Origin of the sequence: Streptomyces naganishii JCM 4654 (assembly GCF_014650575.1) — a bacterium.
GTDB lineage: Bacteria > Actinomycetota > Actinomycetes > Streptomycetales > Streptomycetaceae > Streptomyces > Streptomyces naganishii.
The window spans coordinates 256689-281853 of record NZ_BMVF01000001.1 but is presented as its reverse complement, the minus strand read 5'-3'; the positions used below and the strand labels follow the sequence as shown (position 1 = coordinate 281853).

The window sequence follows — 25165 nt, the reverse complement described above, 5'->3', positions numbered from 1 at the left end:
GTCGCCGTCGCCGAGCGGTTGCCCGCACTGTGACGGCAGATGCCGAATGGGACGGTCCGAACGCCGACCCGAACCCTAACCCTGAAGTTTAGGGTTACCAGTGTGTCTGTTCCCTGGACTCTTCCGAACAGGACACTAAGTCGACAAGTGGCGCACGTTCAACGAACACGCCGAACCTCCCGTTTTTCTTTTCACCCTATGTGATCAGCCATAGCGCTGCCCAACCAGGGTGCTGGCCTGCACGGATGCGCGTCAACTCCCTGATGACGCAGGGGCGGTGGGAACCGAGACGTCGAAGTGCCGCGCGCCGGGGGCCGCTTTCATCAGCGCGGTGAGCGCCCGGGCCTTCTGCACGCCCTGTTCGCCGCTGCCCCAGACGACGATGCGGCCACCGCTCAACTCCAGGGAGATGTCGTCATAGGTACGGACCTTGACGGTGCGTGTCTGCCGGGCGACCGCCCGGGGAATGCGCCCGGCGACCCCGACCGCCTCGCGCACCAGGCGGCCCTCGTCGAACCGGCGCAGGCTCGCCGCCGAGGAGGCCGTGCGGGAAAGCGACAATTGAAGGACCGGAACGTCTTTCGGCGCCTGCGAAACCGTGGCGAATCGGACACCTTCGGCGTCGACTTCCACGAACTTCCCGGCCTTTTCCTCGACCAGGACGGCGGTCCGCTCGACCACATTCAGCCCGATTCCGTGGGGCCAGGAGCGGACGACCTCAACCGTGTCAATTCGGGGCAATTCTCTGCGCAGTCGCGCCGCGACCGCGTCGGTGTCGACGGAGATCAACGGCGCCCCGACGGGCACTTCGGCGGCCGCGCGCACCTGCGCGGGGGTGAGGACGCGGGTGCCGGAGACGGACACGCGCTCCACGCGCGTCCACTCGGAGCCGTAGAGGATCCACAGGGAGCCGGCGGCGAGCAGCGCCACGAGCACGGCCAGGATGACGATCGTACGAAGGCGGAGCCGGCGCAGGCGCCTGAGCCCGCGGGCCAGGGGCGGGCCGGACGACTCCTGCTGGCGTTCACCGCGCTCGGCGGTCGTCGGTCCGGCCACGCTGCAAGCCCCTTCGTTCATATGGTCCTAACGGCGCGAGGCGATCGCCTCGTACACCATGCCGACGAGCAGCTCGTCGGCGTCCCGGCGGCCGAACTCGCTCGCCGCGCGGGACATCTGGTACAGCCGGTGCGGGTCGGCGAGCACGGGCAGCACATGGTGCTGCACCCACTCCGGGGTGAGTTCCGCGTCGTCGACCAGCAGACCGCCGCCGGCCTTGACCACCGGCTGGGCGTTCAGCCGCTGCTCGCCGTTGCCGATGGGCAGCGGAACGTAGGCGGCCGGCAGTCCGACGGCGGAGAGTTCGGCGACGGTCATCGCGCCCGCGCGGCAGAGCATCATGTCGGCCGCAGCGTACGCGAGGTCCATCCGGTCCAGGTAACTTACCGGGATGTAGGGGGGCATGCCCGGCATCTGGTGCACCTGCGGCAGTTCGTTCTTGGGGCCGACCGCGTGCAGGATCTGGATGCCCGCCTGCTGGAGCCGGGGCGCGGCCTGCTGCACCACCTCGTTGAGCCGGCGGGCGCCCTGCGAGCCGCCGGAGACCAGCAGCGTGGGCAGGTTGGGGTCGAGGCCGAACATCGCGCGGGCCTCGGGCCGCATGGCGGCGCGGTCCAGGGTGGCGATGGAGCGGCGCAGGGGGATGCCGATGTAGCGGGCCCCGCGCAGCTTGCTGTCCGGGGTGGAGACGGCGACCTGGGCGGCGTAGCGCGAGCCGATCTTGTTGGCCAGTCCGGGGCGGGCGTTGGCCTCGTGGATCACGATGGGCACGCCGAGCCGCTTGGCGGCCAGGTATCCGGGCAGCGCGACGTAGCCGCCGAAGCCGACCACGGCGTCGGCCTTGGTGCGCTCCAGGATCTGCTCGGTGGCCTTGATGGTGCCGCGCAGCCGGCCCGGGACGGTGATCAGCTCGGGGGTGGGCTTGCGCGGCAGCGGCACCGCCGGGATCAGCGCGAGCTCGTAGCCCCGCTGCGGGACCAGCTTGGTCTCCAGGCCCCGCTCCGTGCCAAGGGCCGTGATCCCCACGGTCGGGTCCTGCCTGCGCAGGGCGTCCGCGAGGGCGAGCGCGGGCTCGATGTGGCCCGCGGTACCTCCGCCGGCGAGTACGACATGCACCGAAATTCACCGCTCTCCGGACGAGCGCGCCGCCGAGGCGCGCCGTCGCATCGTGTTCCATCTCCGAGGCTCGGCCCCGGACTCCCGCCCGGACGCCCCCTCGGGCTTCCGGCCGGTCCTCCGGTCCGGCTTCCGGCCCGTCCTGCGACCGGAGGCCGGGCCTCCCGCCCGCTTTCTACCAAAGCGGGGCTGCCGCATGGCAAGTGCCGCCCGCGCAGCGGGCTCGTCGCGCGCGAAGGCGATCAGCAGCCCGATGGCGAACATGGTCGGCAGCAGGGCGGACCCTCCGTAGGAGAACAGCGGGAGCGGGACGCCGGCGATCGGCAGCAGGCCGAGCACCGCACCGATGTTGATCACCGCCTGCGCGGTGATCCAGGTGGTCACACCTCCCGCGGCGTACCTCACGAAGGGGTCCTCCGTGCGTCCGGCCACGCGGATACCCGCATAGCCTAGAGCCGCGAACAGGGCGAGCACCGACAGCGTCCCGGCCAGGCCCAGTTCCTCACCGGTGACGGCGAAGATGAAGTCGGTGTGGGCTTCGGGCAGTTGGCCCCATTTCTCCACACTCGCACCGAGTCCGGAGCCGAAGATCCCGCCGGAGGCGAGCGCGTAGATGCCGTGCACGGCCTGCCAGCACCTGCTCGCGTCGCCGGAGCCGACGCAGGCGAACCGGTCCAGCCGGTTGGGGCTGGTCTTGATCAGGACGGTGCCGATCACGGCGGCCATCGACAGCACGCCCACGAACAGCCGGGTCGGCGCGCCGGCCAGCCAGAGCAGGCCGAACAGGATCGCGGTGAGGATGATCGCGGTGCCCATGTCGCCGCCGAGCATGATCAGGCCGAGCAGCATGAAGGCGACCGGCACGAGCGGCACCAGCATGTGCTTCCACTGCGTGAGCAGCCGCCGCTCCTGCTTGCGCGCGATCAGGTCCGCGCCCCACAGCACCAGCGCCAGCTTGCCGATCTCGCTGGGCTGGATCTGGAAGGAGCCGCCGAGCGAGATCCAGTTCTGGTTGCCGTTGACCGACATCCCTATCCCCGGCACCTGCACCAGCGCCATCAGGAACACGGCGCCCGCGAGGATCGGATAGGCCAGCGCCCGGTGCAGTTTCACCGGCATCCGCGAGGCGGCCACCATCAGCCCGGCCCCGATCACGGCGGCGAGCAGCTGCTTGCGGAAGAAGTACGAGCCCGGCAGCGCCATCTGCAGCGCGGTGATCTGGGAGGCCGAGTAGACCATCACCAGGCCGAGGACGGTGATCAGCAGACTGCCGCCGAGGATCAGGTAGTACGCGGTGAGCGGCCGGTCCCAGGCCTTGCGGGCCCGGATCACCAGGCCGCGTACGGTCCCCGCGCGACCGCCCCGGGCGGCGGCGGGCCGCTTGACGGTCCGCTGCACGGGCGGCCGGCCGGTGCGGCTGCCGGGGCTAGCGGGCATCTGCGCCTCCGCTGTACGTCGGCCGTGAAGGTCGCACGCGTCCCTCCCAGGGTCCCCCGGCAGCGGCAGGCGGCCGGGTCAGGCGCCGAGTTCGCGTACGGCCCGAGCGAACGCGTCGCCGCGCTTGTTGTAGTTGGCGAACATGTCCATGGAGGCGCAGGCCGGGGCCAGCAGTACCGTGTCGCCGGGCCGGGCGAGCCGCCGGGCCTCCTGGACGGCCTGGAGCATCGCCCCAGTGTCGGTCCGGTCGAGGTCCACGACGGGGACTTCGGGGGCGTGTCGCGCGAGGGCCTCGCGGATCAGGGCGCGGTCGGCGCCGATGAGGACGACGCCGCGCAGCCGCTTGGCCGACTCTGCGGCCAGTTCGTCGAAGGTCGCGCCCTTCGCGAGCCCGCCCGCGATCCACACGATCGACTCGTACGCCGCCAACGAGGCCTGTGCCGCGTGCGTGTTGGTGGCCTTGGAGTCGTCGACGTAGGCGACGCCGTCGACGTCGGCCACGTGCGCGATGCGGTGGGCGTCCGGGGTGAAGGACCTCAGGCCGTCCCGGACCGCCTTGGCGGGCACGCCGTAGGCGCGCGCGAGGGCCGCGGCGGCAAGGGCGTTGGCGATGTTGTGCGGGGCGGGCGGGTCGACGTCGGAGACCTCGGCGAGCTCCTGGGCGTTCTTGTACCGGTTCTCGACGAAGGCGCGGTCGACCAGGATGCCGTCCACGACGCCGAGTTGGGAGGGGCCGGGGGCGCCGAGGGTGAACCCGACGGCGCGGCAGCCCTCCTCGACGTCCGCCTCGCGCACCAGGTCCTCGGTGGCCTTGTCGGCCGTGTTGTAGACGCAGGCGACCCGATTGCCCTCGTAGACGCGGCCCTTGTCGGCGGCGTAGGCCTCCATGGAGCCGTGCCAGTCGAGGTGGTCGGGGGCGAGGTTGAGGACGGCCGCGGAGTGGGCGCGCAGGGAGGGCGCCCAGTGCAGCTGGTAGCTGGAGAGTTCGACGGCGAGGACGTCGTACTCCTCCTCGCCGAGCACGGCGTCGAGCAGGGAGACGCCGATGTTGCCGACGGCGGCCGTGCGCAGGCCCGCCGCCCTGAGGATGGAGGCGAGCATCTGCACGGTGGTGGTCTTGCCGTTGGTGCCGGTGACGGCGAGCCAGGGGGCAGCCTTCCTGCCGTCGTGGCCGCGCAGCCGCCAGGCCAGTTCCACGTCGCCCCAGACGGGCACGCCGGCCCGCCCGGCGGCGAGGAAGAGCGGCTTGTCCGGCTTCCAGCCGGGCGCGGTGACGATCAGCTCCGTGCCCTCGGGCAGGGTGTCTCCGTCACCCAGGCGCACGGTGACGCCGAGGGACTCCAGTTCGGCCGCCTGCGCCCGGGCGCGCTCGTCGTCGCCGTCGTTGACGACGGTGACCTTCGCGCCGAGGCCGTGCAGCACCCTGGCCGCCGGGATCCCGGAGACCCCGAGTCCCGCGACGGTGACGTTCTTACCCTGCCAGTCGGTCACTTGTCCGCTGCCCATCCCGCGTAGAAGAGGCCCAGTCCGACGATGACACAGATGCCCTGGATGATCCAGAAACGGACCACGACGAGCACTTCGGACCAGCCCTTGAGCTCGAAGTGGTGCTGGAGTGGCGCCATCCGGAAGACGCGCTTGCCGGTGAGCCGGAAGGAGCCGACCTGGATGACCACCGACATGGTGATGAGCACGAACAGGCCGCCCAGCAGCGCGAGCAGCAGCTCGGTGCGGGAGCAGATCGCCAGGCCCGCGAGCACGCCGCCGAGCGCGAGCGAGCCGGTGTCGCCCATGAAGATCTTGGCCGGGGAGGTGTTCCACCACAGGAAGCCGAGGCAGGCGCCCATCAGCGCGGAGGCCACGACCGCGAGGTCCAGTGGATCGCGCACCTCGTAGCAGGCGTTGGGGTTGGTCAGGGTCATCGCGTTGGCGCAGGACTCCTGGAACTGCCACACGCCGATGAAGGTGTAGGCGCCGAAGACCAGCACGGAGGCGCCGGTGGCCAGACCGTCGAGGCCGTCGGTGAGGTTCACGCCGTTCGACATCGCGAGGATCATGAACAGCGCCCAGATCACGAACAGCACCGGGCCGATGGTCCAGCCGAAGTCGGTGATGAAGGACAGCTTCGTGGAGGCGGGGGTGTTGCCGCGGGCGTCGGAGAACTGCAGCGCGAGCACCGCGAAGGCGATGCCGACGATCAGCTGGCCGGCCATCTTCGCCTTGGCGCGCAGACCCAGCGAACGGCGCTTGACGATCTTGATGTAGTCGTCGAGGAAGCCGACCAGGCCCATCCCGACCATCAGGCCGAGCACCAGCAGCCCCGAGTAGGTCGGGGCGTAGCCGGTGATCACCTTGGACAGGAAGTACGCGGCGACCGTCGCCAGGATGAAGGCGATGCCGCCCATGGTCGGCGTACCGCGCTTGCTGGCGTGCTCGCGCGGGCCGTCGTCGCGGATGTACTGGCCGTAGCCCTTGCGGGCCAGCAGCTTGATCAGCAGCGGCGTGCCGACCAGCGTGAGGAACAGGCCGATGACTCCCGCGAACAGGATCTGCTTCATCATCGGCCGGTGACCTCACCCTCGGCACCGGTCTGAAGGAGCGCCTGGGCAACGCCCTCAAGACCGACCGAACGGGACGCCTTCACGAGTACGACGTCCCCCGGGCGCAACTCGCTGCGCAACAGGTCGATCGCCGCCTGTGCGTCGGACACGTGCACCGACTCCTCACCCCACGAACCCTCGTTATATGCGCCCAGTTGCAGCCAGGACGCTTCCCTGCCCCCGACCGCGACGAGCTTGCTGACGTTGAGCCGGACGGCGAGCCGTCCGACCGCGTCGTGCTCGGCGAGCGCCTCGTCCCCGAGCTCGGCCATCTTGCCGAGCACCGCCCAGGTCCGCCGCCCCTTGCCCATCGCCACGAGCGCGCGCAGGGCGGCCCGCATGGACTCCGGGTTGGCGTTGTAGGCGTCGTTGACGACGGTCACGCCGTCCGGGCGCTCGGTGACCTCCATCCGCCAGCGGGAGAGGGAGCCCGCCGCGGAGAGCGCGGTGGCGATCTCCGTTGCGGACATGCCCAGCTCATGGGCGACGGCGGCCGCGGCGAGCGCGTTCGACACGTGGTGCTCACCGTACAGGCGCATGGTCACATCGCTTGCACCGGAGGGTGTGTGAAGCCTGAAGGAGGGCTGTCCGCTGTCCGTGAGTCGCACGTTCTCGGCGCGTACGTCCGCTTCGGCCGACTCTCCGAAAAGGATCACCTTCGCCTTGGTACGGGAGGCCATGGCCCGGACCAACGGGTCGTCGGCGTTGAGGATCGCCGCGCCGCCCTCCTCGGCCGCCGGCAGGCTCTCCACGAGCTCGCCCTTGGCCTGGGCGATCTGCTCGCGGCCGCCGAACTCGCCGATGTGGGCGGAGCCGACGTTGAGCACGACGCCGATCTTCGGCGGGGTCAGTTCGGTGAGGTAGCGGATGTGGCCGATGCCGCGGGCGCCCATCTCCAGGACGAGGAAGCGCGTCTCCTGCGTGGCGCTGAGCGCGGTCAGCGGCAGCCCGATCTCGTTGTTGAGCGAGCCGGGCGTGAACACGGTCGGCGCCTTGGTCCGCAGCACCTGCGCGATGAGGTCCTTGGTGCTGGTCTTGCCCGCCGAGCCGGTCAGCGCCACGAGGGTCGCGCCGAGCCGGGTGACGACGTGGCGGGCGAGGGCGCCGAGGGCGTTCTGCACGTCCTCGACGACGATCGCGGGCACGCCGACGGGGCGGGAGGCCAGCACGGCGACGGCGCCCGCCTCGACGACGGCGGCGGCGAAGTCGTGGCCGTCCACGCGCTCGCCGGTGAAGGCGACGAAGAGGCTGCCGGGCACCGCCTCGCGGGAGTCCCGGACGACGGGCCCGGTGACCTGGACGGACGGATCCGGTATGTCGTGCGTCTGCCCGCCGACGACTGATGCGATCTCGGCGAGGGAGAGGGCGATCACAAGTTCATCCCCTGGGTCTTGAGGATTTTCATCCCTGGGTGTTCTGGATGGCTTCGCGGAGCACCTGGCGGTCGTCGAAGGGACGCACCACCCCGGCGATGTCCTGGCCCTGCTCGTGGCCCTTGCCGGCGACCAGCACGGTGTCGCCGGGGCGCGCCCGGCCCACGGCGGCGGCGATCGCGGCGGCCCGGTCCTCGAACAGGAGCACCTCGCCGCGCTGGTGCGCGGGCACCGAGGCGGCGCCCTCGAGCATGGCCGCGAGGATCGCGAGCGGGTCCTCGGAGCGGGGGTTGTCGGAGGTCAGTACGGCCGTGTCGGCGTACCGGGCGGCGGCGGCGCCCATCGGGGCGCGCTTGGTGCGGTCCCGGTCGCCGCCGCAGCCGAGCACCACGTGCAGGCTGCCCTTGGTGACCTTGCGCAGGGCCTTGAGGACGGACTCCACGGCGTCCGTCTTGTGCGCGTAGTCGACGACCGCGAGGTAGGGCTGCCCGGCGTCCACGCGCTCCAGGCGCCCCGGCACGCCGGGCACGGCGGCGATGCCGTCGGCGGCGGCCTGCGGGTCGAGTCCGGCGGCGGCCAGCGCGACGACGGCGGCCAGGGTGTTGGCCACGTTGAACGGGCCGGGCAGCGGCGACCTCGCGGAGATCCGCTGCCCCTCGGGGCCGAGCACGGTGAACGTGGAGTCCATCGGGCCGACGTGCACGTCCTGCGCGCGCCAGTCGGCGTCGGGGTGCCCCTCGGCGGAGTAGGTGATCACGGGGACGGTGGCCTCGGCGGCGAGCCTGCGGCCGTACTCGTCGTCGTGGTTGACCACGCCGAGCCGGCTGCGCAGCGGCGTGAACAGCTGCGCCTTGGCCTGGTAGTAGTCCTCCATGCCGGAGTGGAACTCCATGTGCTCCGGGCTGAGGTTGGTGAACACCGCGATGTCGAAGACGCAGCCGTCCACCCGGCCGAGGACGAGGGCGTGGCTGGAGACCTCCATGGCGACCGCCTCGACACCGCGCTCGCGCATGAGGGCGAACAGGGCCTGGAGGTCGGTGGCCTCGGGGGTGGTGCGCTCGGACTTGACGCGCTCCTCGCCGATGCGCATCTCGACCGTGCCGATCAGCCCGGTGGACTTCGCGGTGCGCAGGCCGCCCTCGACGAGGTAGGCGGTGGTGGTCTTGCCGGAGGTGCCGGTGATGCCGATCTGGAGCAGGTCGCGGCCCGGCTCGCCGTAGACGGCGGCCGCCAGCTCGCCCATCCGCCCGCGCGGGTCGTCGGTCACCAGGACCGGCAGGCCGGTCGCGGCGGCGCGCTCCGCGCCGGCCGGGTCGGTGAGCACGGCGACCGCGCCGAGGCTCGCCGCCTGGGTGACGAAGTCTGCGCCGTGGGCGCGGGCTCCGGGCAGGGCCGCGTACAGGTCGCCGGGGCGCACGGCGCGCGAGTCGTGGGTGATGCCGGTGACCTCGGCGGCGCCCTCCGGCTGCTGGGCACCCAGCCGTCCGGCGAGCTCCGCGAGGGGTGTGGCGGAGACCTGGGCCGGTCGCGGCGGTCCCGGATATGTCACGGAAGCGCCCTTCTGGGTGGTTTGGGACTGATCAGCGTGTGGCACGGCGGTGAGCGTACCGGGCGTACCCGCCCCGGAGCGAAGCGAGGGCCTGGGCGGGGGCGGGAGCGAGGGCCCTTCGCCGGGCCCGGGGGTGATCGTTGTCACGGGCTGGTTCCTGGTCGGTCGGTGCGAGGGGTGCGCGACGCGGCGCCGGTCATGGCTTGAAGTCGACGGGCAGGTTCGCGGGCGGGGCACCGGTCGGCGGCACCTGGAGCGTCTTCAGCGCGAACTCCATGACCTGCTTGTAGATCGGTCCGCAGATCTGGCCGCCGAAGTAGCTGCCCTTGGTGGCGTTCTGGATGGCGCAGTAGACGGTGATGCGGGGGTTGTCGGCGGGCGCGAACCCGGCGAAGGAGGAGGTGTAGCCCCGGTATCTGCCGGTGGCCGGATCCACGCGGTTGGCCGTACCGGTCTTGCCCGCGACGCGGTAGCCGGGGATGCGCGCCTTGATGCCGGTGCCCTGCTCGTCGTCCACCACGGACTCCAGCATCTGGGCGATCTCCTTCGCCGTCCGCGCGCTCACCACCCGGGTCCTCGCGGGCTTCTCGGCGGGCGTGAAGCGGCCGTCGGGGCCCTTGGTGCCGCGCACCAGCGTCGGCTGGATCCGCACCCCGCCGTTGGCGATCGTCGAGTAGACGGACGCGGCCTGGAGGGCGTTCATGGAGAAGCCCTGGCCGAAGGGGATCGTGTACTGCTGCGAGGTGGACCACTGGCCGGCGGGCGCGAGGATGCCCCTGGTCTCGCCGGGGAAGCCGAGCCCGGTCGGCTGGCCGATGCCGAACTTGCGCAGATAGGAGTAGAGCACCTGGTTGGCCTCCGGCTGGCTCTTGCCGAGCTGTCCGGTGGCCAGGATGGTGCCGATGTTGCTGGACTTGGCGAGCACTCCGTTGAGCGTGAGGTACCAGGTGTCGTGGTCGACGTCGTCCTGGAAGAGCCGGTCGCCCCGGTGCAGGCGGTTGGGCACGACGACGTGCGTGAGCGGCGTGGCCGCGCCCTCCTGGAGGACGGCCGCCATCGACATGACCTTGGCGGTGGAGCCGGGCTCGAAGGCGTCCTGCACGGCGGCGTTGCCCAGCGCGGCCGGGTCGGCGTGGGTGAGGTCGTTGGGGTTGAAGCCCGGGGAGTTCGCCATGGCGAGGATCTCGCCGGTGCGGGTGTCCTGCACGATGACGTACCCGCGGTCGGCGCCGGACTTCTTCACCTGGTCGGTGATGGCGTTCTGCGCGGCCCACTGGATGTCGCGGTCGATGGTGAGCTCGACGTCGGAGCCGGGCACCGCGGGCGTCTCGGTGGAGCCCGCGGTGGGCACCTCGCGCCCGCCGGACTGGGCGTAGCGGACCTGCCCGGGCTTTCCGGTCAGCTCGGCGTTCAGCTGCTGCTCGACACCGCCGCCGCCCTTGCCCTCGGCGTTGACCCAGCCCAGTATCCCGGCGGCGAGGTCCCCGTTGGGGTACACCCGCTTGCTGCTGGGGTCGGAGAAGACCCCGGCGAGGACGTTGACCGTGGACTTGTCGGTGCGGGACTTCTTGATCAGCGCGGCCTTGAGGTCCTTGATCTGCTTCCACACCTGCGGGGTCTGCCGACGGGCCAGCAGCACGTAACGGGTGTTCTGCGTGCGGAGCTTCCTGGTGAGCGCGGCCTGGTCCTGGCCGAGGATCGGGGCGAGCAGGGCGGCCGCCTGCTCGGGCCCGTCGCCGATCTTGAGCTCGTCGCGGGTGAACATCGTCGGGTCGGCCGTGATGTCGTCGGCGTCCACGCTGGTCGCCAGGGCCACGCCGTTGCGGTCGGTGATGCCGCCGCGCTCGGCGGCGATGGTGTGCACGACGTAGCGGTTCTCGTCGGCCTTGGCGGCGTACGCGCTCGCGTCGACGGCCTGCACCTGGAGCAGCCGTACGGCGAACGCCAGCAGCACCAGGGTGAGCGCGAGGGCGATCATGCGCAGCCGGGGGCGGGGGCTGCCCAGCCGGAGCACGCGCGTGGGCGGCGGCCGCCAGGCCTGGCTCGGGCGGCGGGCCGGGCGGGCGCCGGAGCCGGGACGCTGCCGGGTGCCGGGGCGGGCGGGCCTGGCGGGTCCGGGCACACGGCGGCGCGGCGGTTGCCTGTCGGACACTTCCGTCACCTGCCGGGGGTCGGGGTCGTGGCGGGCTGGGGGGCGAACGGGACGGGCGGCGCGGCGGGCTGGTCGCCCGGCTGCTCGCCGGGCTGGTCGCCCGGCTGCTCGCCGGGCTGGGCGGCGGGCGTCTGCGCGGTCCGGGCGGTCCCCGGCGCGGCGGCGGGTGAGCCCGGCGACTCCTGCGAGCCCGGCGGTACGGCGGCCGGGGTGCCGGTGGGGGACGCGCCGTCCGCGGGGAGCGCGCCGTCCGCGGCCGTGGCGCCCTGCGTGGCCGTGGCGCGGTCCGTGGCCGCGGGTGGGGACGGCAGGCCCGGGGACGGCTGGGCCGACGCGTCCTCAAGGGCCGACTGGTCGGCCGCGGCCGGCGAGGGGACGCCCCGCACCTTGCCGTCGGGACCCAGGAAGACGGGGTCGCCGCCGGGCACCATGCCCAGTTCGCGGGCGCGGCGCTGGAGGGCGTCGGGGGCGGAGTAGGAGTCGATGTCCCGCTGGAGGGCCTGTTCCTCGTCGGTGAGGTTCTTGGTGTCCTTCTTGAGGTCGTCGAGCTGGAAGGCGCCTTCGCTGAGCGCGGAGTTCAGGACCAGCAGACCGATGAGGCCACCGCCGAGGAGGAGCACGACGAGGAGGACGAAGGGGGTGCGGGCGGCCTGTCGCCGGTTCGCCGGGAAGAGCCGCGCCAGCCGTGCGGCCCGGCCCCTCAGTTCGGGTTTCCTGCTCACCTGTCCCCCTGCTTCACTCGACGTCCTCCCTGATGCGCTCGGCGCCGCGCAGCCGGGCCGGCGCCGCCCGCCGGTTCTCCGCGATCTCTTCCTCGCTGGGAAGTTCGGCACCGCGCGTGAGCAGCTTGAGCCGCGGCTGGTAGCGCTCGGGGACGATCGGGAGCCCGGGGGGCGCGCTGGAGGCGGCGCCGGCCGCGAACACCTGCTTGACCAGGCGGTCTTCGAGCGATTGGTACGACAGTACGGCGATCCGCCCGCCCACGGCGAGCGCCTTCACGGCGGCCGGGACCGCCCGTTCCAGCACGGCGAGTTCGCCGTTGACCTCGATGCGCAGCGCCTGGAAGGTGCGCTTGGCCGGATTGCCGCCGGTGCGCTTGGCGGCCTGCGGCAGCGCGTCGCGGATCAGCTCCACCAGCCGGGCGCTGTTGGTGAACGGCTCCTTCTCGCGTTCGCGCACGACCGCGGCCACGATCCGCTTGGCCTGCTTCTCCTCGCCGTAGGCGCGCAGGATGCGGACCAGTTCGCCGGGCGGGTAGGTGTTGAGGACCTCCGCCGCGCTCATGCCGGTGCTCTGGTCCATGCGCATGTCCAGGGGCGCGTCCTGGGCGTAGGCGAAACCGCGGTCCGCCTCGTCGAGCTGCATGGAGGAGACCCCGAGGTCGAACAGGACGCCCTGCACGCGCGGGACGCCGAGCCGGTCCAGTACGGCGGGCAGCTCGTCGTAGACGGCGTGCACCAGGGTGGCCCGGTCGCCGAAGGGCGCCAGGCGCTCGCCGGACAGGCGCAGCGCCTCCTTGTCCCGGTCCAGGGCGACGAGCCGGGCCTCGGGGAAACGGGTGAGCAGCGCCTCGCTGTGGCCGCCGAGGCCGAGGGTGCAGTCGACGGCCACCGCTCCCGGCCGCTCCAGGGCGGGCGCCAGCAGGTCCAGGCACCGCTGGAGCATCACGGGGACGTGTCGGCTGTTGCTCAAGGGGCCCTCTCAGCTCCGGCGCGGGCCGTACGCACCGCCGGGTCCCCGACCGCGGGAAGCGGTGGGCCTGCCGGCGCCGGAAGCGTCGGCCGGCCGGGAGCGGGAGGAGGCCGAGCCGTACGTACGCGCCGCGCACGTGGGGAGACCTCCGGGCGGGTGCCGGGGCCTCCGGGAAATGCAGGTCAGCAGGGAGAGCCGCCCCTCCCGCTTCGCGTCACTTTAGTCCACCCTGTCTCCCGGTCAATCAACCGGCCTGCGCGTCGCCCGGCAGAGCGCCGGCCACACGGCGATTCACCGTGATTCACACGGACGGGTGCGGGTTTGCCCTGTGTGTGGAGTCGCTCACAACAAGCCACCATGGGGTTCTTTGTCCCTTCCGTCAGCGCGCCCCCGGAGGGTGGGACTTGTAACGTCATGGGTATGACGACTTCCGCATCAGTTCCCGCCGGATCCGAGGGCGCCATAAAGGGCGGCTCCGTCACCGACCGCCTGGTCGAGGCCAACGAACGGTACGCCGACGCGTTCACCGACCCGGGCATGGACGCCCGGCCCGTGCTCCAGGTGGCCGTGGTCGCCTGCATGGACGCCCGTATCGACCTGCACGCCGCGCTCGGCCTGAAGCTCGGTGACTGTCACACCATCCGCAACGCCGGCGGTGTGGTCACCGACGACGTGATCCGCTCGCTGACCATCAGCCAGCGCGCGCTCGGAACCCGCCGCGTGGTGCTCATCCACCACACCAACTGCGGCATGCAGACCATCACCGAGGACTTCCGGCACGACCTGGAGATGGAGGTCGGGCAGCGGCCGTCGTGGGCCGTGGAGGCCTTCCGGGACGCCGACCAGGACGTGCGGCAGTCGATGCAGCGGGTGCGCACCTCGCCGTTCCTCCAGCACACCGACGACGTGCGGGGCTTCGTCTTCGACGTCAGGACCGGCCGGTTGCGCGAGATCGACCCCTCCTGAACCGCGGGCCCACCCGGAGACCAGGCACCCGGCACGCCGCCTTCACCTGCAAAAGGTCGTAAGACCCGACATATCGCAGCCAGTTGTCCACAGGCGAGTGACACGAATCGGTAACGGCGGCAAGAATGCGGGGTGTGGCATCGCGCGGAACCGTTCTCGTGTGGTGTCCGTGTTTCGGGGTGGGCCGGTCCGCACAGCAGAGCGTCGGCCCGGAAAGAGGCCGAGGAGGGCCGGGTGACGACCTATGACGATCGAGCGAGCCTCACTGATCTGACAGCCACCGCGGAGCGGGTCCGCGCTTCGGTGGAAGGAGTGATCGAGGGCAAGCCCGAGGTCGTACGGCTTTCGCTGACCGTGCTGCTCGCCGAGGGGCATCTTCTGATCGAGGATGTCCCCGGGGTGGGCAAGACGATGCTCGCCAAGGCGCTGGCACGGTCCATCGACTGCTCGGTGCGGCGCATTCAGTTCACGCCCGACCTGCTGCCGTCGGACATCACCGGCGTGTCCATCTGGGACCAGCAGCGCCGGGACTTCGAGTTCAAGCCGGGCGCCGTCTTCGCGCAGATCGTGATCGGCGACGAGATCAACCGCGCCTCGCCCAAGACCCAGTCCGCGCTGCTGGAGTCCATGGAGGAGCGCCAGGTCACCATCGACGGCCAGACCTACGAACTGCCCAGCCCCTTCATGGTGGTGGCCACGCAGAACCCGGTCGAGATGGAGGGCACCTACCCGCTGCCCGAGGCCCAGCGCGACCGCTTCATGGCCCGCGTCTCGGTGGGATACCCGAGCGTCGAGGCCGAGTTGCAGATGCTCGACGTGCACGGCGGCGTCTCCCCGCTGGAGGACCTCCAGCCGGTGGCGCACGCCCACGACATCGTCAAGCTGGTCGAGGCGGTGCGCGGCGTCCACGTCGCCGAGGCCGTCCGGCGGTACACCGTGGACCTGGTCTCCGCCACCCGCTCGCACCCCGACCTCAGACTCGGCGCCTCACCGCGCGCCACGCTGCACCTGTTGCGCGCGGCCAAGGCGTCCGCCGCCCTGAGCGGCCGGGAGTACGCGCTGCCGGACGACGTGCAGGCGCTCGCCGTCGCCGTCCTGGCCCACCGTCTGCTGCCCACCGCGCAGGCCCAGCTGAGCCGCCGCACGTCCGAGCAGGTCGTCGAGGAGATCATCCAGCACACCCCGGTGCCGGCCGCGGCGGAGCCCGGCGGTCTCGGATCCAGGCACACCACGCCGGAGTTCGGCCGGACACGGCCGCGGAGGCTGTGATGGCCGGCGCGGGCACGCCGTACGCCCAGGACGACCGGGACGGCGGGGGCGGGGTCCGCACCGCGCTGTCCGGTCTGACCACGCGCGGACGCTCCTTCCTGGCGGCCGGGGCCGCCGCCGCCGTCTGCGCCTACGTCCTCGGGCAGAGCGACCTGCTGCGGGTCGGTCTGCTGCTCGCCGCGCTGCCGCTGGTCTGCGCGACCGTGCTGTACCGCACGCGCTACCGGGTCGCCGCCGGCCGCCGCCTGGCCCCCGCGCGGGTGCCCGCGGGCAGCGAGGCGCGGGTGCACCTGCGCATGGACAACGTCTCCCGGCTGCCCACCGGGCTGCTGATGCTCCAGGACCGCGTGCCGTACGTGCTCGGGCCGCGCCCCCGCTTCGTGCTCGACCGGGTCGAGCCGGGCGGCCGGCGCGAGGTGTCCTACCGGGTCCGCTCCGACCTGCGCGGCCGCTATCCGCTCGGCCCGCTCCAGCTGCGCCTGACCGACCCGTTCGGGATGTGCGAGCTGACCCGCTCCTTCTCGGCGTACGACACCCTGACCGTCGTCCCGCGCGTGGAGCCGCTGCCCCCGGTCCGGCTGAGCGGCGAGGCCAGGGGGTACGGCGACGGACGGCAGCGTTCGCTGGCGCTGGCGGGCGAGGACGACGTCATCCCGCGCGGGTACCGCTACGGCGACGACCTGCGGCGCGTGCACTGGCGCTCCACCGCGCGCTACGGCGAGCTGATGGTGCGCCGCGAGGAGCAGCCGCAGCGCGCCCGCTGCACGGTGCTGCTGGACACCCGGGCCGTCGCCTACCGCGGCGCGGGACCGGACTCGGCCTTCGAGTGGGCGGTGTCGGGCGCCGCGTCCGTGCTGGTGCACATGCTGGAGCGGGGCTTCTCGGTGCGGCTGCTGACGGACACCGGCGACTCGGTGCCCGGCGAGGGCGGGGACGGCTTCGCGGGCAGCGGGCAGGAGTCGGCGGACGCGGCCGGGCTGATGATGGACACCCTCGCGGTGATCGACCACTCCGACGGCGCGGGCCTCTCGCGCGCCCACGACGTGCTGCGCGGCGGCAACGAGGGGCTGCTCGTGGCCTTCCTCGGCGACCTGGACGAGCAGCAGGCCGCCCTCGCCGCGCGGATGCGGCAGCGCAGCGGCGGCGCCGTCGCCTTCGTACTGGACAGCGCGGCCTGGACACGGGAGGCCACCGACGTGCCCGGCCCGGGCGGCGCCGGCGGCGAGGAGCGGCTGCGGATGCTGCGCGAGGCGGGCTGGACGGTGGTGCCCGTCCCGCGCGGGGCCGCACTGGACGAGGTGTGGCGCCAGGCCGACCGCACCCGCACGGGCGTGGCCGCGGGCGTCACGACGGGCGGCGCGGGCGGGACGGACGGCGGCACGGCCGGCGGGGCGGGTTTCGGGGAGGCACGGGTATGAGCGGGCGGACACGGCTGGCGCTGTGCGCCGCGGCGGCCACGCTGATGGCGGCGTGCTCGCTGCTGCCCCTGGTCTCCCCCGGGACCTGGATCGTGCAGGCCGCGCTGATGCTGGCGGTGCAGTCGGCCGCCGGCGCGGCGGCCCGGCGGGTGCCGCTCGCCCGGCCGCTGACCGTCGCGGCCCAGGCGCTGGTGATGCTGGTGCTGCTCACCCTGGTCTTCGCCCGCCCCCAGGCCTTCCTGGGGCTGGTCCCCGGCCCGGAGGCCGTACGGCACCTGGTCGAGCTGCTGCGCCAGGGCGGCGAGGACGTGGGCCGGTACGCGACGCCGGCGCCCCTGTCCGACGGCATCCGGCTGATGCTCGTCGGGGGCGTGCTGGTGATCGGGCTGATCGTCGACACCCTCGCGGTGACCTTCCGCACCGCCGCCCCGGCCGGCCTGCCCCTGCTCGCCCTGTACTCGGTGGCCGCGGGACTGTCCGGCGGCCACGGCGCGCACTGGCTGTGGTTCCTGGTCGCGGCGGCGGGCTATCTGACGCTGCTGCTGGCGGAGGGCCGCGACCGGCTCGCGCAGTGGGGCCGGGTCTTCGCCGGGGCCGCGCGCACTCCGGGCGGGGACCCGGGCGGGGCGGTGGCGCCGGTGCGCACCGGGCGCCGCATCGGCGCGGTGGCGCTCGGCATCGCGCTGGTCGCGCCGCTCGCCCTGCCCGCCATGGAGGGCGGCCTGCTGGGCCCCGGCGGTACGGGAGCCGGCCCGGGCAGCGGCGACGGCGGCACGATCTCCGCGGTGAACCCGCTGGTGTCCCTGCGCGACAGCCTCAACGTGGACGAGGACCGCACGGTCATGTCCCTGCGCACCACCGCCACCGACGCCTCCGGCCTCTACCTGCGGATCGTGTCCCTGGACGACTTCGACGGCACCACCTGGAAGCCCTCCCAGCGGCACATCGTCGGCGTGCCCGACCCCTTCCCCACCCCGGCCGGACTCGACGGCGGCGTCAAACGCGCCGAGATCACCACGACCGTCTCCGCCGCCGACTGGTACGCCCAGGACTGGCTGCCCATGCCGTACCCGCCGAGCGGGGTGCGGATCGACGGCAGTTGGCGCTACGAACCGGTGGGCATGACCCTGGTCGGCGACCACGGCCAGAACACGCGCGGGCTGACCTACCGGGTGAGGAGCCTCGACGTACAGCCCACGGCGCAGCAGCTCGCCGCGGCCCCGGACCCGGCGCCCGCGCTCAGGCGCGAGTACACCAGGATCCCCAAGTCCCTTCCGCCCGTGGTCGCGCAGACCGCGCGCGCGGTGACCGAGGGGACGGCCAACCACTACGAGCAGGCGGTCAAGCTCCAGGACTGGTTCGCGCTGAACGGCGGCTTCCAGTACGACACCCAGGTCGAGGTCGGCAGCGGCTCCCAGGCCATCGCCAAGTTCCTCAAGGACAAGCGCGGCTTCTGCGTGCACTTCTCCTTCGCGATGGCGGCGATGGCCCGCACCCTCGGCATACCCGCCCGGGTCGCCGTGGGCTTCGCGCCCGGCACCCCGCAGGGCGACGGCACCATCGCGGTCGGCCTGAAGGACGCCCACGCCTGGCCCGAGCTGTACTTCGAGGGCATCGGCTGGACCCGCTTCGAGCCGACCCCGACCCGGGGCACGGTCCCGTCGTACACCCAGTCCAGCACCCCGGGCACCACTCTGCCCGACCAGGTGCGGCCCTCGGCGGGCGCGAGCAGCGAGCCCTCCGCCGCGCCCTCGGCGAGCCAGAGCTGCTCGCCGGAGCTCAAGCGCCTCCAGGAGTGCTCCGGCCCGTCCGCGCAGGCCGTGCTCTCCCCGCACGACGGCGGCAGCGGCTGGCCCACGGCTCTGGCGTGGACGCTCGGCGCGCTCGCCGTCGTCCTGCTGCCGCTGTCACCCCTGCTGTGGCGCAGGCGCACCCGGTCCCTGCGGCTCGGCGCGCACGGGCGCGGTGACGCGGACACCGTGCCGCACACCCTGGCGGTGTGGCAGGAACTGACCGACACCGCCTGGGACTTCGGGATCCTTCCGGACGACTCGCACACCCCGCGCAAGGCGGCCGCCCGCATCGTCCGTCTCGGACACCTCGACCCCGTGGCCGCGGCCTCGGTGCACCGGGTGGCCGAAGCGGTGGAACAGGTCCTCTACGCGCCCCGGCCGCGTCCGGTCGCCGGGCTCGCGCAGGAGGTGCGCCGCGCCACCGACGGCCTGCGGAGCACGGCCTCCCGCGGCGCCCGGCTGCGCGCCGCGCTCGCCCCGCGCTCGACCGCCCGCCTGGCCTGGGCGGCTTCGGCACGGTGGGAGGCGGCGCGGACCCGTGCGGTGGGCATGCGGCGGGCGGCCCTTCGGCGGATGACGCCACGGCGGGGGGCCGGGCAGGCGGAGGCCGAGGGGGGCTGAGCGCGGGACATGAGTGAGGGGGCGACCGCTGAACGCGGTCGCCCCCTCGCCATGTCCTGGGGTGATTGCCCTCGGCCGGTCCCCGGCCGGCGGGACTGCCGGGTGCGGGTCAGTGACCCTGCTCGTCCCGGCGGCGCTGCCAGCGCTGCTCGATACGGTCCATCATGGAGCGCCTGGGCCGGGCCTGACGGCGGGCGTGCGGACCGCCCACGGCCTGCTCACCCGGCTTGGGCGCCTTGCGCCAGCCGGTCACGACCAGCACGGCGCACGCCAGCATCGCCAGGAAGCCCACCACGCTCACCCAGATCTGCTGGACGATCACACCTGCCATGAGGAGCGCGATACCGACGAGGAAGCCCGCAGCCGCCTGGTAGACCCGCCGCCGGGTGTACGTACGCAGCCCGCTTCCCTCGAGCGCCGACGCGAACTTGGGATCTTCGGCGTACAGCGCTCGCTCCATCTGCTCGAGCATGCGCTGCTCGTGCTCCGAGAGCGGCACGGAGTCCTCCTCATCGTGCAGTCGCCGGGGCGACCCGGGGGGTCCCTTCAGGATAGGCAGGGAATCGCCCCCGTGAAACCCGCCCCTCTGCGCCAATTGGCCAACCGGAATCCGCCATGACCGTCCCGGCTCGCTGAGGCTTCCATTCCCCGGCGGCCGGTCCGTCATGCCGGACGGTCTCCCTCGATCATACGGCCCCACATCCCGGATCGGGGGGGCTGTGGCGCAGTCGGCACCTCGCCCCGCGTGCGGGCGACCGGGGGCCGGTGGCCGGTGGCCGTCAGAGGCTGGCCAGGACGTGGAGCTGGGTGGCCACCGAGTGGAAGGCCGGGAGCTCGGCCGCCGCGGACTCCAGCTGGAGGAGGGCGTCCAGGGCGCCGGGCTCGGTGTCGACCAGGACGCCGGGCACCAGGTCGGCGAAGACCCGTACGCCGTGGATGGCGCCCACGCGCAAGCCCGCGCCCTCGGCCAGGGCCGTCAGCTGCTCGGCGGTGAAGCGGCGCGGGACCGGGTCGCCCTCGCCCCAGCGGCCGTCAGGGTCGCCGAGGGCCTGGCGGGCCTCCTTGAAGTGGCCGGCCAGGGCGCGGGCGAGCACGGCGCCGCCGAGGCCGGCGGCGAGCAGGCTGAGCACGCCCTCGGGGCGCAGCGCGGCCACCGCGTTGCGCACGCCCTCGGCGGGGTCGTCGACGTACTCGAGGACGCCGTGGCACAGCACCGCGTCGTACCCGCCGCGCTCGACCACGTCGAAGAGGCCGTGGGCGTCGCCCTGCACACCGCGCACGCGCTCGGCGACGCCGGCCTCCGCGGCCCGGCGCTCCAGGGCGAACAGGGCGTTGGGGCTGGGGTCGACCACGGTGACGCGGTGGCCGAGGCGGGCCAGGGGCACGGCGAAGTTGCCGCTGCCGCCGCCGGTGTCGAGGACGTCCAGCGACTCCCGGCCGGTGGCCTTGACCCGGCGGTCCAGGGCGTCCTGAAGGACCTCCCAGACCACGGCGGTGCGCAGAGCGGCGCGGGAGACGGGCGGGCGCATCGGGTCCGGCACGGCAGTTGACTCCTCGAGGCGGCACCGCCTCTTGCACGGCGGAGCGATCGGGCTGCCTTCCCGGCCCCGGAAGCGGGTGGAGGGAAGGCCTCATGCGCCTCCACCCTATTGCCTCCGGTGCGCCGTCTGCCCCCTGGCCGGGCTCAGCCCGCGTCGGGCATCTCGCGCGGGACGCCGTGCCCGGTGCGGGGGGCGCCGGGCTCCTCGGCGTCCTGGCGCGGCTGGGGCAGCACGGGCTGGAGCACCAGTATGCGCTCGACGAGGCGGATGAACATCGCCACGTCCCGTATCAGGTCGTCGGCGTCGCGGCGGCCGGCCGCGCCCGGGATGCCCGCCTCGGCGCGGGCGCGGCGCCGGGCGCCCGAGGCGAACAGCGCGCTCCACTCGGCGAGTTCGGGCGCGATTTCCGGGAGCACTTCCCAGGCGCTCCGGATCCGGGCCCGGCGCCGGGGTGTGGGCTCGGGCCGTCCGCGTGCGGCGAGCACGGCGGCGGCGGTGCGCAGGGCGGCGAGGTGCGCCGTCGCGTACCGCTCGTTGGGCGTTTCGAGGACGGTCGCCTCGTCGAGTCCGGCGCGGGCCTGGGCGAGCAGGTCGAGCGCGGCGGGCGGGGCCGTGGTCCGGCGGAGCACGGGGTGCACGTCGCTCGCCGGGCCGGTCAGTGAGGGGGCAGGGCCGGTGGCGCGGCGCCGGCGCGCGGCGGCTGCGGACGAATTGGCCATGACGATCCTCCTGTCGTCAGTGTCACGGCACTGGTGCCGTATGTCCCCATCGTGGGGTATGGCACTGACAATCCGTTCTGACCTGGCCTTTTGCTTCGATCGGAGGTTCGAGGTAGTTTTTGCACTGACCAGTCAGTTCAAAAAGTCCGGGGTGCGCTGAGCGGCGGTCCCGGCAATCCCAGGGGAGGGAAGGCCGTGGACGGTCTCGGCGTCGCGGCGCGCGACTTCGGACTGCGCGGGCCCCGCGGCTGGGCGTTCCGGGGCATCGGCATCGACGCCGGCCCCGGTTCGCTGATCGCCGTCGAGGGCCCGTCCGGGTCCGGGCGCACGTGTCTGCTGCTCGCGCTCACCGGGCGGATGAAGCCCACCGAGGGAGTGGCCGACGTGGGCGGGTTCAAACCGCCCCGGCACATGGCCGGGCTGCGCCGGGCGGCCGCGCTGGCCAACGTGGCCGGCGTCACCGATCTCGAACCGGCCCTGACCGTCGGCGAGCACCTGCGGGAACGGGCGCTGATGGAGCGCCGGTTCGGGGCCTCGCCGCGCGGGCTGCTGCGGCCGCGGTCCGAGCGCAGGGCGGAGACGAAGCTGCTGATCGACTCGGCGCTCACGGCCGCCGGACTCGACGTGGAGGCGCTGCCCAAGGGTCCGCGCACCGCCGTGCGCGATCTGGAGCGCCTGGAGGAGCTGCGCCTGTCGGTGGCGCTGGCGTTGATGTCCGGGCCGCGGCTGCTCGGCGTCGACGACACCGACTTCAAGCTCTCGGACGCCGAACGGGACCAGGCCTGGGCGCTGTTGAGGTCCATCACCGAGTCGGGGACGACCGTGCTCGCGGTGTGCAGCGAGGCCCCCGGCGACGCGGTCACCGTGTCGACCCGACCGGCGCCCGCGAGGAACACGAAGGCCGGCCCCGGTGAAGAGAACACCGGGACCGGGACCGGCGAGGAGAAGGGGGCGGCCGATGCGCTCGCCGAAACTGGCCGCGCTTGAGCTGCGGCGCTTCGGACGGGGGAAGCTGCCGCGGGCCGCGCTGGTCGCGCTGCTGGTGCTGCCCCTGCTGTACGGCGCGCTGTACCTGTGGTCCTTCTGGGACCCGTACGGCCGCCTGGACCGCATCCCGGTGGCGCTGGTCGACGACGACACCGGGGCGACCGCGGACGGCAGGCGGCTCACGGCCGGCGACGACCTCACCGAGCGGCTGATGAAGAGCGAGGTCTTCGACTGGCACCGGGTGAGCGCCGCCGAGGCCCGGCGGGGCGTCGAGGACGGCACCTACTACCTGTCGCTGACCATGCCCGCCGACTTCAGCCGGCGCATCGCCTCCAGCTCCGGCAAGTCCCCCGAGACCAGCGCCCTCCAGGTGCGGACGAACGACGCGAACAACTACATCGTCGGCCAGATCTCCAAGACGGTGTTCAACGAGGTGCGCACCGCGGCCTCCACCAAGGCGTCGCGGGGCTTCCTGGACAAGATCTTCATCTCGTTCTCCGACATCCACGGACAGACGGTCGAGGCCGCCGGCAGCGCCGACAAGCTCACGGGCGGCCTCGGCAAGGCCGAGAAGGGCTCCAAGGACCTCGCCGACGGGCTGAGCGAGGCCGGCAGGGCGTCCGGGAAGCTGTCCAAGGGCCTCGCGAAGCTGAACGGCGGGGCGGCCACCCTGGAGGACGGCTCCGCCCAGGTCGCCGACGGCACACAGGCCCTGGCCGACCGGGTCGACGCGGCGAACGCCGAGGTGGGCCCGTTCCTCAAGGGCCACGAGAAGGCGATCGGCGACACCGCGCGGCTGGTGGCGGACTCCGCGAAGACGGTACGGCACAACCTGGACACGCTGGTGAGGAGGGCGCCCGGCGCGGCCAAGGGCGCCCACGCGGCCGCCGCCGCCCTGGACGACGTCTACACCCGGCGCTGCGAGCAGCCCACGCTGCCCGACGCCGCCTGCGCCGACCTGAAGAAGGCCAGGCAGGCCGCCATGGACGTGGCGGCGATCGCCGACGACGTCAACGCGCTGATCGCGGACGACGACGGCGACCTGAAGAAGCTCGACACCGACCTCGCCACCCTCCAGACGCAGGCCCAGGCGCTGGCGGACCGCGCGCCGCACCTGTCCGAGGACCTCGCCGACGCCGTCGGGAAGGTCGACAAGCTGAACGAGGGCGCCGGCCGGGTCGCCGCGGGCGCCAGGAAGCTGCACACCGGGCTCGGCACCGCCGTCACCGGCGCCTCGGGCCTGGACAAGGGCATCGGCAGGCTCCAGTCGGGCGCCGAGGTCCTCAACGGCGGCATCTACAAGCTCGCCGACGGCTCCGGGAAGCTGGCCGGCGGCCTGCACGACGGCGCGAAGCAGATCCCCGACTACGACAAGCCGGACCGCGACCGGCGCACCGGCGTCATGGCCGACCCGGTCCAGCTGGCCGCCCGCGACCTGCACCACGCGCCCAACTACGGCACCGGGTTCGCCCCGTACTTCATCCCGCTGTCGCTGTGGGTGGGCGCCATGGTGTCGTACATGGTGATCGCGCCGATGAACCGGCGCGCGCTCGCCGCGGGCGCCTCGGCCTGGCGGATCGCGCTCGCCGGCTGGCTGCCGGTGGTCGTGATCGGGGTGCTCCAGACGGCCGCCCTGATGGCGGTGCTGCACTGGGCGATCGGCCTGGAGATGACCCGCGCGGGAGGCACGATCGCCTTCCTCTTCCTGGTGGCGGCCTGCTTCGGGGCGATCGTGCAGTGGCTGAACGCGCGCTTCGGTCCGGCGGGCCGGATCCTGGTACTGGCGCTGCTGATGCTCCAGCTGACGTCCGCCGGGGGCACCTACCCCGTGCAGACCAGTCCGGCCTTCTTCAACGACCTGCATCCCTTCCTGCCGATGAGCTACATCGTCGACGCGCTGCGCAGGCTGATCACCGGCGGCGGACTCGGCCCGGTGTGGCTGGCCTGCGCGGTGCTCACGGCCTTCACCGCGGCCTCGCTCGCGCTGACCGCGCTGTCGGCCCGGCGGCGGCAGGTGTGGACCCTGGACCGGCTGCATCCGGAGCTGAGCCTGTGATCACGCCGTCGACCTCCCCTCCCGCCCCCTCGAAGGAGCCGGTTGCTGTGAGAATCGGGGCCATGGAAAGCAGCAGCGCCACGCCGGGCGGCGGCCGCACCCGCCGCGAGGCCACCCGGCAGAGGCTCTACGAGGCGGCCGTCACGCTCATCGCCGAGCAGGGCTTCTCCGCCACCACCGTGGACGAGATCGCCGAGCGGGCCGGGGTCGCCAAGGGCACGGTGTACTACAACTTCGCGAGCAAGTCCGTGCTGTTCGAGGAACTGCTGCGGCACGGCGTGGGCCTGCTCACCGCGTCCCTGCGGGAGGCGGCGGAGCGCACCGCGCGGGAGGGCGGCACCAGGGTCGACGCCCTGGACGCGATGGTCCGGGCCGGGCTCGTCTTCATCGACCGCTACCCGGCCTTCACCCAGCTGTACGTGGCCGAGCTGTGGCGCACCAACCGGGCGTGGCAGTCCACGCTCATGGTGGTGCGGCAGGAGGCGGTCGCCGTCGTGGAGGGCGTGCTGCGCGAGGGCGTGGAGGGCGGCGAGTTCAGCGAGGAGATCGACGTACCGCTGACCGCGGCGGCGCTGGTGGGCATGGTGCTGGTGGCCGCGCTCGACTGGAAGTCCTTCCAGCCGGAGCGCTCCCTGGACGACGTGCACGCGGCGCTGTCCCGGCTGCTCCAGGGGCGGGTGAGCGGCGCCCGCTGAGGTGTGTGGCGGGGGCGCCCGCTGAGGTGTGTCCGGGAGGGGAACGCGGGACGGCCCCGCGGCGCCGTCGGCGTCGCGGGGCCGCTGCCTCCCCCCGTTGTCCCCGGTACTCCCCCGGGTTCTCC

The 25165-nt window shown here is 73.2% G+C and carries 20 protein-coding genes; 7 read left to right on the top strand and 13 right to left on the bottom strand.

Translation table 11 applies throughout. The features are described from left to right. Nucleotides 1-252 precede the first annotated feature (252 nt). From IE217_RS01260 to rsmH, 10 genes are all read right to left on the bottom strand, one after another. Entirely contained in the window at nt 253-1056 is an 804-nt protein-coding gene (locus IE217_RS01260; protein WP_190175779.1) for a cell division protein FtsQ/DivIB, read from the bottom strand. Nucleotides 1057-1083: 27 nt separating this feature from the next. Continuing rightward, the gene (gene murG, locus IE217_RS01255) at nt 1084-2172 is read right to left on the bottom strand and encodes an undecaprenyldiphospho-muramoylpentapeptide beta-N-acetylglucosaminyltransferase (protein WP_190175778.1); all 1089 of its coding nucleotides are present in this window, start codon (nt 2170-2172) and stop codon (nt 1084-1086) included. A 6-nt stretch (nt 2173-2178) separates the two neighbouring features. Continuing rightward, on the bottom strand, nt 2179-3609 hold the full coding sequence (gene ftsW / locus IE217_RS01250) for a putative lipid II flippase FtsW (RefSeq protein WP_190175777.1): 1431 nt from the start codon (nt 3607-3609) through the stop codon (nt 2179-2181). A gap of 78 nt (nt 3610-3687) precedes the next feature. Further along, nucleotides 3688-5115, bottom strand: coding sequence for a UDP-N-acetylmuramoyl-L-alanine--D-glutamate ligase (murD, locus tag IE217_RS01245; RefSeq protein WP_190175776.1), 1428 nt, complete (start codon nt 5113-5115; stop codon nt 3688-3690). Continuing rightward, complete coding sequence (gene mraY, locus IE217_RS01240) at nt 5097-6167, bottom strand: phospho-N-acetylmuramoyl-pentapeptide-transferase (protein WP_190176080.1); 1071 nt, start codon at nt 6165-6167, stop codon at nt 5097-5099. Before mraY ends, murD begins: the two co-directional genes overlap by 19 nt. After that, nucleotides 6167-7582, bottom strand: coding sequence for a UDP-N-acetylmuramoyl-tripeptide--D-alanyl-D-alanine ligase (locus tag IE217_RS01235; RefSeq protein ID WP_190175775.1), 1416 nt, complete (start codon nt 7580-7582; stop codon nt 6167-6169). The genes mraY and IE217_RS01235 overlap by 1 nt, the downstream gene beginning before the upstream one ends. A gap of 28 nt (nt 7583-7610) precedes the next feature. Further along, nucleotides 7611-9278, bottom strand: coding sequence for a UDP-N-acetylmuramoyl-L-alanyl-D-glutamate--2,6-diaminopimelate ligase (locus IE217_RS01230; RefSeq protein WP_373297940.1), 1668 nt, complete (start codon nt 9276-9278; stop codon nt 7611-7613). Nucleotides 9279-9327: 49 nt separating this feature from the next. After that, entirely contained in the window at nt 9328-11283 is a 1956-nt protein-coding gene (locus tag IE217_RS01225) for a peptidoglycan D,D-transpeptidase FtsI family protein (protein WP_308432680.1), read from the bottom strand. A gap of 5 nt (nt 11284-11288) precedes the next feature. Continuing rightward, nucleotides 11289-12005 carry a cell division protein FtsL gene (ftsL, locus tag IE217_RS01220; protein WP_190175772.1) on the bottom strand — a complete coding sequence of 239 codons (717 nt, stop codon included), beginning with the start codon at nt 12003-12005 and terminating at the stop codon, nt 11289-11291. A gap of 13 nt (nt 12006-12018) precedes the next feature. Then, nucleotides 12019-12975, bottom strand: coding sequence for a 16S rRNA (cytosine(1402)-N(4))-methyltransferase RsmH (gene rsmH / locus IE217_RS01215; protein WP_190175771.1), 957 nt, complete (start codon nt 12973-12975; stop codon nt 12019-12021). Between the two features lie 420 nt (nt 12976-13395). On the opposite strand from rsmH, the gene IE217_RS01210 reads away from it, so the two are divergent. The 4 genes from IE217_RS01210 to IE217_RS01195 all read left to right on the top strand — a co-directional run bounded on the left by IE217_RS01210 (nt 13396) and on the right by IE217_RS01195 (nt 19042). Then, on the top strand, nt 13396-13941 hold the full coding sequence (locus IE217_RS01210) for a beta-class carbonic anhydrase (protein ID WP_190175770.1): 546 nt from the start codon (nt 13396-13398) through the stop codon (nt 13939-13941). A gap of 234 nt (nt 13942-14175) precedes the next feature. Continuing rightward, complete coding sequence (locus IE217_RS01205; protein ID WP_190175769.1) at nt 14176-15210, top strand: AAA family ATPase; 1035 nt, start codon at nt 14176-14178, stop codon at nt 15208-15210. Then, nucleotides 15210-16628 carry a DUF58 domain-containing protein gene (locus tag IE217_RS01200; protein ID WP_190175768.1) on the top strand — a complete coding sequence of 473 codons (1419 nt, stop codon included), beginning with the start codon at nt 15210-15212 and terminating at the stop codon, nt 16626-16628. The genes IE217_RS01205 and IE217_RS01200 overlap by 1 nt, the downstream gene beginning before the upstream one ends. Further along, a complete protein-coding gene (locus IE217_RS01195; RefSeq protein ID WP_190175767.1) occupies nt 16625-19042 on the top strand; it encodes a transglutaminase TgpA family protein in 2418 nt (805 codons plus the stop codon). Before IE217_RS01200 ends, IE217_RS01195 begins: the two co-directional genes overlap by 4 nt. 109 nt (nt 19043-19151) lie before the next feature. Here IE217_RS01195 and IE217_RS01190 read toward each other — a convergent pair whose 3' ends face one another. The 3 genes from IE217_RS01190 to IE217_RS01180 form a co-directional block, all read right to left on the bottom strand. After that, entirely contained in the window at nt 19152-19541 is a 390-nt protein-coding gene (locus IE217_RS01190; protein WP_190175766.1) for an SCO2097 family morphological protein, read from the bottom strand. A gap of 280 nt (nt 19542-19821) precedes the next feature. Further along, nucleotides 19822-20583, bottom strand: coding sequence for a methyltransferase (locus IE217_RS01185; RefSeq protein WP_190175765.1), 762 nt, complete (start codon nt 20581-20583; stop codon nt 19822-19824). A 143-nt stretch (nt 20584-20726) separates the two neighbouring features. Then, nucleotides 20727-21302: an SAV_6107 family HEPN domain-containing protein gene (locus tag IE217_RS01180; protein ID WP_190175764.1), complete on the bottom strand. Its 576-nt coding sequence runs from the start codon at nt 21300-21302 to the stop codon at nt 20727-20729. 195 nt (nt 21303-21497) lie between these two features. On the opposite strand from IE217_RS01180, the gene IE217_RS01175 reads away from it, so the two are divergent. The 3 genes from IE217_RS01175 (at nt 21498) to IE217_RS01165 (ending at nt 25040) form a co-directional block, all read left to right on the top strand. After that, entirely contained in the window at nt 21498-22289 is a 792-nt protein-coding gene (locus IE217_RS01175) for an ATP-binding cassette domain-containing protein (RefSeq protein ID WP_190175763.1), read from the top strand. Then, on the top strand, nt 22261-24345 hold the full coding sequence (locus IE217_RS01170) for a YhgE/Pip domain-containing protein (RefSeq protein ID WP_190175762.1): 2085 nt from the start codon (nt 22261-22263) through the stop codon (nt 24343-24345). Before IE217_RS01175 ends, IE217_RS01170 begins: the two co-directional genes overlap by 29 nt. 62 nt (nt 24346-24407) lie before the next feature. Next, entirely contained in the window at nt 24408-25040 is a 633-nt protein-coding gene (locus tag IE217_RS01165) for a TetR/AcrR family transcriptional regulator (RefSeq protein ID WP_190175761.1), read from the top strand. Nucleotides 25041-25165: the final 125 nt, after the last annotated feature.